This window comes from Mesorhizobium sp. P3_A9, assembly GCF_056402975.1.
The window spans coordinates 18,039-31,827 of sequence record NZ_JBFUGJ010000014.1 but is presented as its reverse complement, the minus strand read 5'-3'; the positions used below and the strand labels follow the sequence as shown (position 1 = coordinate 31,827).

Here is a 13,789-nt window from a genome sequence, read left to right as displayed (position 1 = left end):
CGCCAGTTCGTCAAATGAATCTGCGTTCAGAACGAGCCTTGGTGTCGATATTTGCCGAGTGGACGCATCGATTGCCAAAACTGGCGCAATGCGCGGAAACTCCTGTATTTTTTGGCAATCGATTGCGCCATCGCAGCCATTCGCGAAAGCGCTGTATCAAGGCGAAAGGATGAGGCGGAATTTATCTCCGCATCAAGCGAGGAAACTCGATTTCAATTCCGAGCTTCATGGCCGGAAACCTCTGCCCCGGCGGCGGGCGGCAACACCAGAAAACGCAGCGCCGCCACCAGCCCGATGGCGCCGATCACCAGAAAGGCGATTCGAAAATCCACGAGGTCGAGCGCCGGCTGCGCCCTGGCGATCTGCGACAGGTTGAGGATCGCCGCCGCGACCGCGACGCCAAACAGCATCGCCACCTGCTGCAGCATCGATGACAGCGTCGCCGCCGAGCTGCGCTGCGCCGCATCGATATCGGCGAAGGCCAGCGTGTTGAGCGCCGTGAACTGCATCGAGCGCGACAGGCCGGCGATCAGCATCAGCGCCACCACCAGCGCTTGCGGTGTCTGCGGCGAGATCGCTCCACAAGCCATGATCGAGGCCGAGGCAATGATGCCGTTGACCACCATCACCGAGCGAAAGCCGAAACGCCGCAGCGTTGGCGTCGTCACCGTCTTCATGCCGAGATTGCCGAGGAAATAGGCCAGGATCATCAAGCCGGCATCGACGGGCGAGAGGCCGAAGCCAACCTGGAACAAAAGGGGCAACAGGAACGGCGTGGCGTTGATCGCCACGCGGAAGATGGTGCCGGCGGCAAGCGTCGAGATGGCGAAGGTCAGTACCTTGAACGAGGAGAGATCAAGCAGCGGATACACCGCGCGGCTCAGATGCCTTATCGCCAGCCAGCCGATGACGATGCCCGCCACGATCAGCAGGACCGTCGCCAGCACGCCATCCTCAGGATGCGCGATGCGTTCCAAGCCATAGAGCAGCAGGGCAAGTCCCGCCGATGTCAGCACGAAACCCGGCCAGTCGAGCGGCTTGGGATCGGCTTCGCGATCGCCGGGGATGAAGCGCGCGACCAGCGCCAGCCCGATCAACCCAAGCGGGATGTTGATGAAGAAATTCCAGTGCCAGGACAGATAGGTGGTGATGAAACCGCCGAGCACCGGCCCGACCACCGGCGCGAACAGCGCCGGCCAGGTGATCAGCGCGGTGGCGTTGAGCAGCTCGGATTTCGAGGCGTTGCGCAGGACAAGAATGCGGCCGACCGGCGTCATCAGCGCACTGCCCAGCCCCTGCACGGCGCGAGCGGCGACAAATTGGGTCAGGTTTTGCGAAAAGCCGCAGGCGAGCGAGGCCAGCGTGAACAGCGCGATCGCCACGAGAAAGATGTTGCGCGCACCAAAGCGGTCGGCGAGCCAACCCGACAGCGGCACGAAGACCGCCATGGTCAGCATATAGACGGTGATGCCGATGCTCATCGCCACCGCCGGTACGCCGAAGGATTCACCCATCTGCGGCAACGAGGTCGAGATTATCGTCGAATCCAGCAGCTGCATGAAGAAGGCGATGGCGACGATCAGCGCCACGCGCCGCGCATTGGTGGCCGTTTCGGATAAGGCTTCAGTGTCGGGAATGGCAGTCATGACGGGTCCGGTTTGAACAGCATTTGCCCGGCTGCGTCCAGACACAGCGCAACAAACTTTCGTGTCGCGTCGCGGCCTGCTATGGGATGGAAGGGGCGACGGAGGAAAGTGTGCGCGTAAAATGAAGGCGATCTATATCGACTATCTCAATGCCCTCGACATCGAAGCGCTAGATATGACCGATGGCGAAATCATTGCCGCTGTCGAAGCAGGCCTTATCGCGCAGGGCAAGGGCCAGACGGTGATCGAGCCGCGCGTCCATCTCGAACCGGATCCTTCCTTCCATGGTCATTTCAATGTCCTGCGTGGCTATGTGGCGCCGCTCGACACGGCGGGCGTGAAAATCGTTGGCGACTATGTCGACAACTATCTGCATGGCCTGCCTTCGGAATTCGGCATCCTCAATCTGTTCGACCCACGCACCGGCATGCCGCGCGCCATTCTCGACGCCACCGTCATCACCGACATGCGCACAGGCGCCGTCACCGCCATCGGCGCCAAACATCTGGCGCGCAAGAATTCGAAGGTGCTCGCCCATATCGGCGCGCGCGGCACCGCCTACTGGAATGTGCGGCTGCTCGACCATCTCTTCGATTTCGACGAGATCCGCGTCCATTCGCGCCGCCCGGAAAGCCGCGACGGCTTTGCCGCCAAACTCTCCGCCGATCTCGGCAAGAAGATCACTGCGGTTGCCGACTGGGAGAGCTGCGTTAGGGGTGCCGACATCGTTGTCGAGGCCTCGCGCCTGCCGGAGCCACAGCCGCTGCTCAAGACCGAATGGATCAAGCCTGGTGCGCTGGTTGTGCCCTATGGCACGATGAGCGCGGTCGAGCTGTCSCTGACCGACATCATGCAGAAAATGGTCGTCGACGACTGGGGYCAGTGCAAGGGYGGCAAGTTCGGCTCGCTGCGCGCSCATGTCGAGACCGGACGGCTGAGYGAAAAGACGCTGCATGCCGAACTCGGCCAGATCGCCGCCGGSCTSAARCCGGGACGRCWGAGCGACGACGAGACGATCCTGTTCTGGCATCGCGGSCTSTCGCTSTCCGAYATTGCGCTGGGGAAGGCGATGCTGGCGAAGGCACAGTCGCAAGGCATCGGCCAAAGGCTGCGTTTCGCATGAGCGCGCTCGTCCTCACCGGTAGCAATGTCAGCATCGGCGATGTCGCCACCGTCGCCCGCGAGGCGCGCAAGGTGGAGATCGGACCCGATGTCATCGGCAGGCTGGAAAAGGCGCGCAAAGTGCTCGACCAGGCCGCCGCCTCCGGCCAGCAGATCTATGGCCTAAACACCGGGCTCGGCGCCAATCTCGGCACCTCCGTTGAAGGCGACGCCAGCGCCTTCCAGCGCCAGCTTCTGGAAGGTCGAAGCGGTGCCGTCGGCGAAGCCCTGCCGGTCGAAACTGTCCGCGCCACTATGCTTGCTCGCGCATCGATGCTGTCGGCCGGCGGCTCCGGCCTCTCTCCCGCCGTGTTTGTCGCCCTGGTCGATGCGCTCAATGCCGGCGTCCATCCGGTGATGCCGTCGCTAGGCTCGATCGGCGCCGGCGACCTCGTGCTAATGACCGCGCTTGCCCGTGTGCTGATCGGCGAAGGCGAAGCCGACTACCAGGGAAGACGCATGCCGGCGGTCAAGGCGCTGATGATGGCGCGCCTCGCCCCGATCAGCCTGGCGCCGAAGGACGGACTGTCGCTGATCAACGCCTCGGCGGTCTCCTCGGGCAGCGGCGCGCTTTGCGTTACGGATGCGCTGTCGGCGCTTACCCAGCAGCAGCAGGCCGGCGCGCTGACCATGGAAGGTTTCGGCGCCAACCGCACCATCCTCGATCCTCGCCTGCAGATGGCGCGGCCGGCCGCAGGACAGCAGGAGGCGGCGAAGGCGCTGCACGATCTGCTCGCCCGCGACGAGGCGCCGGCGCCGACCACTATTCAGGACCCGCTGTCGATCCGCTGCATGCCGTCGATCCATGGCGCGCTGATCGAGGCGATCGGCCAAGCAAAACGCGCCGTCGAGATCGAGCTCAACGCCGCCGCCGACAACCCTCTGGTACTGGGCGATGACGAACTGGTGCTGTCGACCGGCAATTTCCACACGGCCGCCCTTTCGCTCGCCTTCGAGACGCTCGGCCTGGCGATCGCGCAATGCGCCGCCGCCAGCGTCGCCCGCTTCATCCAGCTCAGCGGTTCGGGCCGCAACGGCCTGACCAGATATCTGTCGCCCATCGGTGGCGCGTCGGCCGGTTTCGTGCCGCTGCAGAAGACGGCGACATCGATCCTGGCCGCCATCCGCCACAAGGCTAATCCGGTGATGCTCGACTTCCTGCCCGTTTCGGAAGGCGTCGAGGACCACGCGACCCAGTCGCTCCTCGCCGTTTCGAAATGCACCGGAATGATCGCGCTGTGGCGGCGGCTGATCGCCTTCGAGCTGATGGCCGCCGCCCAGGCCGTCGACCTGCGTGAAGGATTGACGCTGGCACCACGCACCGGTGCGATCTATGCGGCGGTGCGCGCGCATGTATCGATGCTGAAGGACGACCGGCCGCTGGGGGCAGACGCCGAGGTGCTTCACGCCATGCTCGCCGATGGAACATGGCAAGGCGCTGCGAAGCTCGGCAAAGAACTGGAGTAATCAGCTCTTTGCGTCTACCTTTTTCAGGAACAGGCTGAGCTCGGTCGGGTCCATGTGCACGATGTGCCTGTCTTCTGGATAGGCGCCGCTGTTGACGTCGGCGACATATTCGGAAAATGCCGCCACCCGCTCGGCCTGCAGCCGGTCATACTCGGCGGCGAARTTGCGATAGACCTTGGAGTGGCGSGGCATGTGGCCCCGGTTCTGGCCRAGAATGTCGTCGGCGAACAGRTAYTGCGCRTCGCAGCCKGTGCCSGCTCCCATCGACAGCATGATCARCGASGTSCGCTCSGAGATCGCCTTGGCCACCTCGACCGGMACCACTTCGATCTCGGCGCCGAYGGCGCCGGCCGCTTCCAGCTGCTTCACYGCCTCGAAGACCTGCAGGGCGGTGTCGGCGGTCTTGCCGACCGCCTTGAAGCCCCCGGTCCAGGTGGCGCGGGATGGAATGAGGCCGACATGGCCGATGACGGGGATAGCATCGTCGGCCATGCGCTTGATGGTGGCATAGCCGGCGCTGCAATAGACCGCGTCGGCGCTTGCCTTGTAGAGCCGGAAGGCCCAGCGGACGAAATCATCCGCCGTGCCGATCTCGAAGAAATTCTCGCCCGGCATGGTGAACAGGCTGGGCGCGGCATCGCGGTATTGCGGGTTGAGCACCAGTTCGGGCGGTACCGAGACGATATCGACCCCTGCCCGCTCGGCGGCCTCCGCCTCGTCCAGGTTGAGCACGCGCAGCATGGTCAGCTGGCGCTTGCCCTTCATCGCGCGCAGATCGGCGACGGTCGGTCTCTTTCGGCTCATGAAAACGTCCCTCTGTGCTTACTTGACGCGGTGCCGGATCGGTCGCCACGTTTTCAGATCTGGATCATGACCTTACCGGCCTCGATCTTCACCGGATAGGTCGCGAGATTGACGCAGACCGGTGCGCCCTTGGCCTGGCCGGTCTTGTARTTGAARCGGCCATTGTGCTTSGGGCATTCGATGATGTCGTCCATCACCAGCCCRTCGGCCAGRTGCGYCTTCTCATGCGTGCAGAAMCCGTCGGTGGCGAAGAACKCGTCRTCSGGCGAGCGRTAGAYCGCRAAGCTGCGKCCGCCATGRTCGAAGCGGATGACRTCCTCTTCSTCGACGTCRTCSACSGCGCACGCTTCAACCCAATCGGCCATCTCGTTCTCCTCAGGAAATTCGCGACCGCTATTCGGCCGCCGCCGACATATCGACCGCGTGGAACTCGCCGCGATAAGGCCTGGCCGTCGGCGGCAATTCGCGCTTGAGGTAGTAATCCTCGTATTTCAGCTGCCGGAGCAGAACCGGCCAGACCTCGCGATAGGCATGCCACATYGACGGGTTCGGCTCGGGCAGATCGTGCTTGATCARYTCRTGCAGCCKRGGCAGCGCATGGTACGGCACCATCGGGAACATGTGGTGCTCGACATGATAATTCATGTTCCAGTAGATGAACCGGCTGATCGGGTTCATGTAGACGGTGCGGGTGTTGAGCCGGTGGTCGATGACATTGTCGGCRAGWCCGATATGCTGCAGCAGGCCGGTCGTCACCATGTGCCAGGTGCCGTAAAGGCGCGGCAGGCCGATCAGCACCAGCGGTATCCATGACCTCAGCGCGATCGCAAGCGCGATCGTCGCGACATAGATGGCGACGTGCCAGCGGGCGACGACCACGGCCTTGTGCTGTTCCATCTCCGGGATGTAGCTCTTCTCGTCCTCCGACAGCGTGCCGAAGGCCTGGCGCACCAGCGTCGGCAGCGAATAGCGGAAATCGAGAATGCCGGTGAAGGCCAGCCCCGCCTTCAACAGGTCCGGCGGSCGCATGACSGCGATYTCGGCGTCGCGGCCGACGATGATSGTGTCGGTGTGGTGRCGGGCATGGCTCCAGCGCCAKKKCACSGGATTGCGCAYCASCATGAAGGAGGCGATGTGGTAGACGACATCGTTCATCCAGCGCGTGCGGAAGGCCGTGCCGTGGCCGCATTCGTGCCAGCGCGAGTCGCTCGACGAGCCGTAGAGCAAGCCATAGACGAACAGGAACGGCACCACCCACCAAGTACCCCAGAACCAGACGATGCCGGCGGCGGAGCCCACGATGACGGCGAGCCAAATGATGGTGTCGCGGATCGCCGGACCGTCGGAGCGCTGCATCAGCTCCTTCATCGCCTTGCGCGGCACGTCGGTGTGGTACCACTCGGCCGAGGCCAGGCCGGTCTCGATCGCGGCCCGCGTGCTTTCGCCGACCAGGCTGTAGTCGCGCTTGTTGCCCATCACACCGACCTCCGGTTTCCGGCCCGCCAGCCGGAGCATTCCTGTCGCATCATGCCCCCAATCTCGCAAAATTGCCTGACGGGCTGGGATAATCCTGCTGCGGCTGCCTGGCGATCGCGGCGATCCTGTCTTCCGCCGCCGCAATCTCGCCGGCGCCATCGAGGACGCGAAACGCCGCATCGTAGGCCCGGCTTTCGCCATGCTCCAGCCAGATCATCTCGCCGCGCTCACGCGCCGCCAGATCGCCGAGGACATGATGGGTCGAGGGCTCTATGCCCAGCGCATACTGCCCGGCCTGGAAATTCTGCCATTGATAGGCGCAAGGCAGCTGATCCTTGCGCGTCACCACTTCGAAGCCAAGGCCGAGCCGGTCGTTGACCACCGCCACTGGCACCTCCCCCTTTTCGTCAGCGCCCATCTCATGCTGCCAGACCTGCTCGCTGAACCCCAGCTGCGGCGCCGGCACGGTGCGGTAGCCGACCTTCTGCGCCTCGTAGCGCTCGCCGGCATGGCCGGCCCACACCACGTCGCGGATCGGCGCCAGATAGCGCGAGCCCTSGTCGAGCAAGGGATGGCTGACATTGAYGTGRTAGAAATACATATGCGGCGTGCGGTTGAAGCCGTGGTTGACGACACGGTCGGAAAGCCGGATCTCGTTGCCGCCAACATCGGCCTCGATGCGGCGGATAAGATGCAGATCCTCACCGAACACCGCCGACTGCTGGACGATGCCTTCCGCCCACAGCACGCAGCGGTCGCCATCCCAGCTCTCGCCATAGCCRGTCAGCCGCGCCGGGATGGTGCCGACGCGGCCRTGCAGCGAATGGRYSACGGTTTTCTTGCCGGGGTAGTTGTAGSTKTCGGCCGGCACKTCWTCGCGGCCCAATATGTGGTCGAGTCCGCAAGTSACGAGCAGGCCGGAAAASGAGCGTGCCCAGGCGAGCCCGCTCTCCCCCTCATAATCATGCAGGCCCGGATGGCGAAAGCCGCTCGGCGAATGCCAGCCGATCGCCTGGCCCTTGAAGTCACAGTCAGCGATATCAAGCGCCCGGTCGACCAGCGCGGTGAAGCGCAGGCCCGAGCCGGTGCGGAACTCCAGCATACGGATGCCGCGCTCGACGCCGTCGCCAAGCGTCATCAGCCGCACGCCCGCGAATTGCGACAGCATGCCGGAGCGCTCGGCCACTTGCCTTCGCGACAGCGTCTTGCCGTAAAGCTCTACCATGCGACGCCCTTCACTTTGCCCTCGCCTCCTTCAGCAGGGCCGACATGTCGGCGCCGGTGATGATGCTTTCCACGGTCAAGAGGTCAGTGTCGGCGACGATCTGTTCGGCGACGATCTCGCCGCGGCGCATGACGATGATGCGGTCGGCGACCTGGAAGACGTGATGGATGTTGTGGGTAATGAGCAGCACCGAATGGCCGGCGTCGCGCACCTCCTTGACGAAGCGCAGCACGCCATGGGTTTCCTCGACGCCGAGATTGTTGGTCGGCTCGTCGAGGATGATCACCTTGGCGGCGAACTGCATGGCGCGCGAAATGGCGATCGACTGGCGTTCGCCGCCCGACAGCGTCGAGACCAGCGCATCGGCGTCGAGCTTTTTCGAGATGCCGACGCGCTTGAGCAGTTCCGAGGCGGCCTTGCGCAATTTCGCCAGATCCAGCGGCGCGAAGACGCCGAGCCAGCCGAAATTGACCGGCTCACGGCCGAGGAAAAGGTTGCGGGCGATGCTGAGATCCGGCGCCAGCGACGTGTCCTGGTGGATGGTCTCGATGCCGAGGTCCATCGCATCGCGGGTCGAGCGGATCGAGACCTTTTCGCCGCGCACGAAGATATCGCCACGATCGACCGGGAATACGCCCGAGATCGCCTTGATCAGCGTCGATTTGCCGGCTCCATTGTCGCCAAGCAGCGCCACCACCTCGCCTTCCCGCAGTGTCAGCGAGGCATTCTTCAGCGCACGCACGCTGCCGAAGGATTTTTGCAGATTCTGCAACCGCAGCACTTCCATCGTCAGCTCCTTGCGGCGTTCTTCTGCAGCAGAGCGTGCAGGATGAGCATGGCGAGGATGATGAGGCCGACGAAGATGTTGTAGGCGAGCCCCGGCACGCCGATCAGCACGATGCCGTTGCGGATGGCGCGCAGCATCAGCGCGCCGACGATGGTGCCGAGGATGGTGCCGCGCCCGCCGGTCAGCGCGGTGCCGCCGACCACCACCATGGCGATCACTTCGAGCTCGTAGCCGGTGCCAGCCACCGGTGAGGCGGCGGAGATGCGGAAGGCGCTGATCATGCCGGCGAGCCCGGCCAGCACCGAGGTCGCGATGAACAGCCAGATCTTGACGGCGTCGGCCGGCACGCCGCGCGCCACCGCTGCGTTGCGATTGCTGCCGATGGCGCTGATCCAGTTGCCGAGCTTGGCGTAGCGCAGGATGTAGATGGCAAACAACGACAGGCCGACGAACCACCACAGCGAGGTGTAGAAACGGAATGAGCCGATGTTGAAGCTGCCGGCGAGCAGCGTCACGAAGAAGCCGGGCTGGTCCCAGGATTTCAGCGGAAACCCTTGCGTGATGTAGAGCGCCGCGCCGCGCACGACGAGCAGCATCGACAGCGTCACCAGGAAGGACGAGATGCCGATCTTGGTGACGATCAGCCCGTTGATCGCGCCGATCGCTATGCAGAGCAGGAGCCCTGCCAGAAGGGCGACGCCGATATCCCAGCCGCCGTTCTGAACCAAAAGCATCACCAGCACCGGCGCCAGTCCGAACACAGCGCCGACGGACAGGTCGAATTCGCCCGCCGTCAAAAGCAGCGTCATGCCGAGCGCGATGATGCCGAGCTCGGGCAGGAACGCCATCATGTTGGAGATGTTGAGCGGCGACAGGAAATTGCGGTCAGCGATTGCAAACACCGCAAGCAGGACAATGAGGATGACGAGCGAGGAGAATTGCGGCGAGCGTATCAGGCTCGATCCGCGTTTCCCGACAGGCATTTCGTCTTCTGCGGCGATCGTCATGACTGTTTGAACCATGCTTTGAAAATGGCGCCCGCCGCTTTCGCAGCGGGCGCTGCTTTTCTCACTTCTTGTCGTAGAGCTTCAGGATCGGGTCGACGCTCGAGGCGTCGTAGAGACCGAAAGTGTGGATGTCGTAGCCGATCGGTTCGCCCGAGGCGGCGAGGCCGAGTAACGCCACCGGCATGAAGCCTTGCGCTGAGGGATACTGCCAGGCGGCGGCGTTGACGAAGCCATCCTTGACGGCCTGCGCCGTCTCCTTGGAATTGCCCCAGCCGACGACCGGGATTTTGCCGGCCGCAACGCCCGCGCCGTCGAAGACACGCTTGACACTGGCCGCGACGGAATCGCCGAGCGCGATGATCGCCGGCGGATTGTTGGCGACCATATAGTCGGTCATCTTGGCGATGATGCCGGCCGGATCGGTGCCGCAATCGACCACGTCATACTTGATCCCCAACGGATCGAACACGCTGGCGATGCCTTCGGTTTCCAGCTGCTGATAGCTGGCGCCGGGAACCTCCACCGGCAGGAACACCTTGTCGCCCTGCTTCACCATCTTGTGGTCGACTAGGTACTTCGCCCAGATGACGCCCGCTTCCTTGAGGTCGGCGCCGACATAGGCCTGGCGTCCCGTCGCCGGATCATCGGTGTTGAAGAACACGATCGGAATGCCGGCCGCCTTGGCCGCCTTAACCTCCTCGGTCCACAGGCCCGGCTGCGCCGACGTGGTGGCGATGCCGTCAGGCTTGGCGGCAAGGGCCGAGTTGAAGGCCTCCTTCTGGGCCGCCATGTCGCCGCCGCTGAAGGAGATCTTGCAGGTCACCTTGAGCTGGTCGCAGGCCTTGGTCGCGCCGGCATTCCAGTCGATCCAGAACGCGTCCGACGGGCCGCCATGCGACAGCAGATAGAAGGTCTTCTGGCCATCCTGCGCCTGTGCGGCCGAACCAAGCGCGACGCCGGCAAGCACCGTCGCCGCGGCCRCCAATTTCAATGCGAATTTCAACATTCTTTCCTCCCTTGTTTGGAGCCGCACCGCCGCAAACCGGCAGCGCGGAGTGATCATCACAGGCCGTTGGCGCGGAACTTCCCGTCAAGGAATGTCTTGGCGCGCGGCACGTCGTCTTCCGACAGATGCTCGATGATGACCGGGATGTTCGGATGCTTCTCAGCCAGCCGCTTGAGGTAGAGATCATAGTTCAGCGAGCCGAGACCCGGCGCCGGCAGCTCGATCTCGCCAACGCCACGGAACGTATGGCTCTCCAGCGCATCCTCGTCGCCAATATCGGCGTGCTTCTCCGACTTGTCGCCACCCGAGCGCTTGACGTCCTTGGCRTGCGCAATCYTGAYCTTGTCSGYCAGCGTGTCGAACACCTGGTTSAGSAYCTKGTCCATCTKGTCGATGTTGTGGSTCTCGAARTAGTTGGTCGGGTCCATCAGCAGGCCGAGMCCGGGATGGTCGACCTGCGCGAACATCTTGACCGTCTCCTCGACCGAGCCGACGACGTTGTTGACAYAGGTTTCGAGCAGGAACACAGCGCCGTGGTCGTAGGCTGTCTGCGCAAGGTCGGCGATCACCTTGCGGCATTCCTCAAAACCTTCCTCGGTCTTGTTCTTGGGGTGATGCACCCAGTCGGATTCGGTGTTGTAGGTGCCGGTTTCCGAGATCACGTAAGGCGAGCCGAAATGGCGGGCGTTGCGGATGATCTCCTTGAGATAGCCGACGCGCTTGTCGCGCTCGGCCTTGTCGGGATGGATGATGTTGGTGTAGCCCGACACGCAGCAGACGGGCAGATTGTGGTCGCGGAAGACGTCGCGCACCTTCTTCGCCTTATCCTTGGTGATCTGCCCGGCCGACAGGTCGACATCCTTGAAGTGGAGATCGAGCTGCACCGTGTTGAACCCGAGGCCGCGGATTTTTTTCGCCGTCTCTTCGAGGCCGTACGGGAAGTAGCCCGTGAAAATACCTGCCTGCATCATGGTGTGAATTCCTCCCTGTAAGCGATTCAGTTGTCTGGTGTTTCAGTTGCGGTGATCAGATGGCGATTTCGGAAAGCTTGACCGTGCGGCCCGATGCCATCGAGCGGTAGCCCGCTTCGACCAGCGCCATGGTCTTGACGTTGTCGGCGACGGAGAGCGCCGGCGGCGTGCCGGTCTTCACCGCGTGCTGCAGTTGCTCCATCACGCCGATGAAGGCGTGCGGGAACCACATCGTCTCCCAGCTTGGGGTCACCCATTCGCCGCCGGTCGTCTCGGCCGAGGCATAGGTCAGAGTCGAGGCGGCACCCGTCGGCCAGCCGATCGTGCCCTTGGCGACGCCCTTGGTGCCGTCGACGCGCCAGTTGATGTGCTGATCGTCCTTGTATCCATCCTGACGCGGGCCGGACCAGACGTCCTCCAGCGACACGGCAAGCACGCCGGACGGGAAGCACAGCGTCGACACGGTGATGCCGTCCAGATGGTCGAATGTCGTGCGCGGATCCTTGCGCGTCAGCGTGGTGATCTCGTCCGGATCGCCAAACAGGAAGCGCAGCACATCGAGATGATGCACGCTCATATTGGCGAGCGTCAGCCGGTCGTAATCCTCGAGAAAAGTCTGCCAATGCGGGATGGCGTGCATGTCGATCTGCGCGAAGACAATGTCGCCCAGCGCGCCGCTGTCCATGATCTGCTTCARSACGCGCATCGACTGGTCGTAGCGCATGTTCTGGTTGACCGAGAGGATCTTGCCGGCCTTCGCCGCCTCGTCGCGCAGCTTGACGGCTTCCTCGACCGACAGCGCCAGAGGCTTCTGCGCCAGGATCGCCTTGATGTGCTTCTGCTTCAGCGCATGGCGGATCAGCGCCGGCTGCAGGTCGGGCGGAAAGGCCAGGTCGATGATTTCGACAGCTTCGTCCTCGATCAGCTGTTCCGGCGTGTCATGCACGGTCGGGATGCCCCAGCGCGTCGCGACCTTTTGCGCGTTCGCAGGGGTGCGCGAGGCGATCGCCACGACTGGAAACCCGGCTTCCTTGTAGGCAGCCAGATGACATTCGGCCATGATCATGCCGGCCCCGACGCAGCCGATCTTGTATTCCTTGGTGCGGACCTTCACGTCCGGCTCGAAGCCTTTGGCAGTCATATCGTCCTCCCGGAATTCTTTGCTCACGGCCGCAGTCATCGTGCCAGCGCTCCCCCGCTCTGCCCGAAATAATGCACGCGCGCCGGCTCGCAGGATATCGCCACCATCGCATCAGGCCTGATGTCRGGCTGGCCGCGCAGCAGCGCCTTGAGCCGCGCCTGCCCGGCGGCGAGTGTCACGACSGTGTAGCCKCCGAGCGGCTCGACCTCGAACACCCGCGCCGGGCGGCTTGGCAGCCCGTCCGCCCACGGTCTGACCTTGATGTCTTCCGGCCTCAGCCCAATCTCGACAGCATCGGCGGGAGCAGTTTTGTCGGCAATCCGGATCGTGCCTTCGGCGGCTTCGATGCCGCCCTCGCCCCGCGCCGATTTCAGGATGTTCATGACAGGCGAGCCGAGCAGCCGCGCCACATAGGTGCTGGCCGGTCGGTCGTAGATCTCGGCCGGCGCGCCGATTTGCCTGATCCTGCCATTGTCCAGTATGGCGATGCGGTCGGCGATTGACATCGCCTCTTCCTGGTCGTGGGTGACATAGATCAGCGTCTTGCCGAGCTCGCGCTGGATGCGCTTCAGCTCGACGCGCGTCTCCTCGCGCAGCCGCGCATCAAGCGCCGAGATCGGGTCATCCATCAGATAGGCGTTGGGGTCGCGCACCAGCGCGCGCGCGATCGCCACACGCTGCCGTTCGCCGCCCGAAAGCTGCGCCGGCGGCTTGTGCAGTATGTGGCCGATATGCAGCTTGGCCGCGACGTCGGCGACCCGCTTTTTGATCTGGAGTTCGGCGACGCCGCGTTCGACCAGCGGAAAGCGCACATTGTCGAGCGCGCTCATATGCGGGAACAGCGCCAGGTTCTGGAACACCATCGCCACATTGCGCTCGGCCGGCGACACCGCGTTGACCGGTCTGCCGCCGATCAGGATTTCACCGGTATCAGGCGTCTCCAGCCCCAGCACCAGGCGCAGGATTGTCGACTTGCCCGACAGCGGCGGCCCGAAAAAGCAGAAGAACTCGTTGTCGTTGACGGTGAACGAGGCGTCGTCGACGGCGAGTGTGTTGCCGTAGCGCTTGGTCACATTGCGAAAGACGATGTCAGCCATC

Annotated in this window: 13 protein-coding genes; 2 read left to right on the top strand and 11 right to left on the bottom strand. The window is 63.7% G+C overall.

Annotation, left to right across the window (positions count from 1 at the left end; all coding sequences use genetic code 11):
* Positions 1-212 precede the first annotated feature (212 nt).
* On the bottom strand, positions 213-1,646 hold the full coding sequence (locus AC1DX0_RS04580) for a DHA2 family efflux MFS transporter permease subunit (RefSeq protein ID WP_477224541.1): 1,434 nt from the start codon (positions 1,644-1,646) through the stop codon (positions 213-215).
* Between the two features lie 121 nt (positions 1,647-1,767).
* On the opposite strand from AC1DX0_RS04580, the gene AC1DX0_RS04575 reads away from it, so the two are divergent.
* Positions 1,768-2,769, top strand: coding sequence for an ornithine cyclodeaminase family protein (locus tag AC1DX0_RS04575; protein ID WP_477354389.1), 1,002 nt, complete (start codon positions 1,768-1,770; stop codon positions 2,767-2,769).
* Positions 2,766-4,274 carry an HAL/PAL/TAL family ammonia-lyase gene (locus AC1DX0_RS04570; protein ID WP_477224539.1) on the top strand — a complete coding sequence of 503 codons (1,509 nt, stop codon included), beginning with the start codon at positions 2,766-2,768 and terminating at the stop codon, positions 4,272-4,274. Before AC1DX0_RS04575 ends, AC1DX0_RS04570 begins: the two co-directional genes overlap by 4 nt.
* On the opposite strand, the gene AC1DX0_RS04565 is transcribed toward AC1DX0_RS04570, so the two are convergent.
* The 10 genes from AC1DX0_RS04565 to AC1DX0_RS04520 all read right to left on the bottom strand — a co-directional run bounded on the left by AC1DX0_RS04565 (position 4,275) and on the right by AC1DX0_RS04520 (position 13,788).
* Positions 4,275-5,078 (bottom strand): 3-methyl-2-oxobutanoate hydroxymethyltransferase, encoded by an 804-nt coding sequence (locus AC1DX0_RS04565; protein ID WP_477354388.1) that lies wholly within the window; start codon positions 5,076-5,078, stop codon positions 4,275-4,277.
* 53 nt (positions 5,079-5,131) lie between these two features.
* Positions 5,132-5,443 carry a MocE family 2Fe-2S type ferredoxin gene (locus AC1DX0_RS04560; protein WP_477354386.1) on the bottom strand — a complete coding sequence of 104 codons (312 nt, stop codon included), beginning with the start codon at positions 5,441-5,443 and terminating at the stop codon, positions 5,132-5,134.
* A 28-nt stretch (positions 5,444-5,471) separates the two neighbouring features.
* The gene (locus tag AC1DX0_RS04555) at positions 5,472-6,554 is read right to left on the bottom strand and encodes a fatty acid desaturase family protein (protein ID WP_477354383.1); all 1,083 of its coding nucleotides are present in this window, start codon (positions 6,552-6,554) and stop codon (positions 5,472-5,474) included.
* 49 nt (positions 6,555-6,603) lie between these two features.
* Entirely contained in the window at positions 6,604-7,779 is a 1,176-nt protein-coding gene (locus AC1DX0_RS04550; protein WP_477354380.1) for an aldose 1-epimerase family protein, read from the bottom strand.
* A 10-nt stretch (positions 7,780-7,789) separates the two neighbouring features.
* On the bottom strand, positions 7,790-8,572 hold the full coding sequence (locus AC1DX0_RS04545) for an ATP-binding cassette domain-containing protein (protein WP_477224548.1): 783 nt from the start codon (positions 8,570-8,572) through the stop codon (positions 7,790-7,792).
* Positions 8,569-9,573, bottom strand: a complete 1,005-nt coding sequence (locus tag AC1DX0_RS04540; protein WP_477224534.1) for an ABC transporter permease — start codon at positions 9,571-9,573, stop codon at positions 8,569-8,571. Before AC1DX0_RS04540 ends, AC1DX0_RS04545 begins: the two co-directional genes overlap by 4 nt.
* 61 nt (positions 9,574-9,634) lie before the next feature.
* Positions 9,635-10,579 carry a sugar ABC transporter substrate-binding protein gene (locus tag AC1DX0_RS04535; protein ID WP_477354377.1) on the bottom strand — a complete coding sequence of 315 codons (945 nt, stop codon included), beginning with the start codon at positions 10,577-10,579 and terminating at the stop codon, positions 9,635-9,637.
* 56 nt (positions 10,580-10,635) lie between these two features.
* On the bottom strand, positions 10,636-11,550 hold the full coding sequence (locus AC1DX0_RS04530) for a sugar phosphate isomerase/epimerase family protein (RefSeq protein WP_477354374.1): 915 nt from the start codon (positions 11,548-11,550) through the stop codon (positions 10,636-10,638).
* Between the two features lie 55 nt (positions 11,551-11,605).
* A complete protein-coding gene (locus tag AC1DX0_RS04525) occupies positions 11,606-12,691 on the bottom strand; it encodes a Gfo/Idh/MocA family protein (protein WP_477224531.1) in 1,086 nt (361 codons plus the stop codon).
* 35 nt (positions 12,692-12,726) lie between these two features.
* Positions 12,727-13,788: an ABC transporter ATP-binding protein gene (locus AC1DX0_RS04520; protein ID WP_477224530.1), complete on the bottom strand. Its 1,062-nt coding sequence runs from the start codon at positions 13,786-13,788 to the stop codon at positions 12,727-12,729.
* Position 13,789 lies beyond the last annotated feature (1 nt).

What these genes read in the sequence shown, in the direction of transcription:
- AC1DX0_RS04580 (WP_477224541.1), bottom strand. Translation starts at nt 1,646, where the DNA reads ATGACTGCCATTCCCGACACTGAAGCCTTATCCGAAACGGCCACCAAT.
- AC1DX0_RS04570 (WP_477224539.1), top strand. Translation starts at nt 2,766, where the DNA reads ATGAGCGCGCTCGTCCTCACCGGTAGCAATGTCAGCATCGGCGATGTC.
- AC1DX0_RS04540 (WP_477224534.1), bottom strand. Translation starts at nt 9,573, where the DNA reads ATGACGATCGCCGCAGAAGACGAAATGCCTGTCGGGAAACGCGGATCG.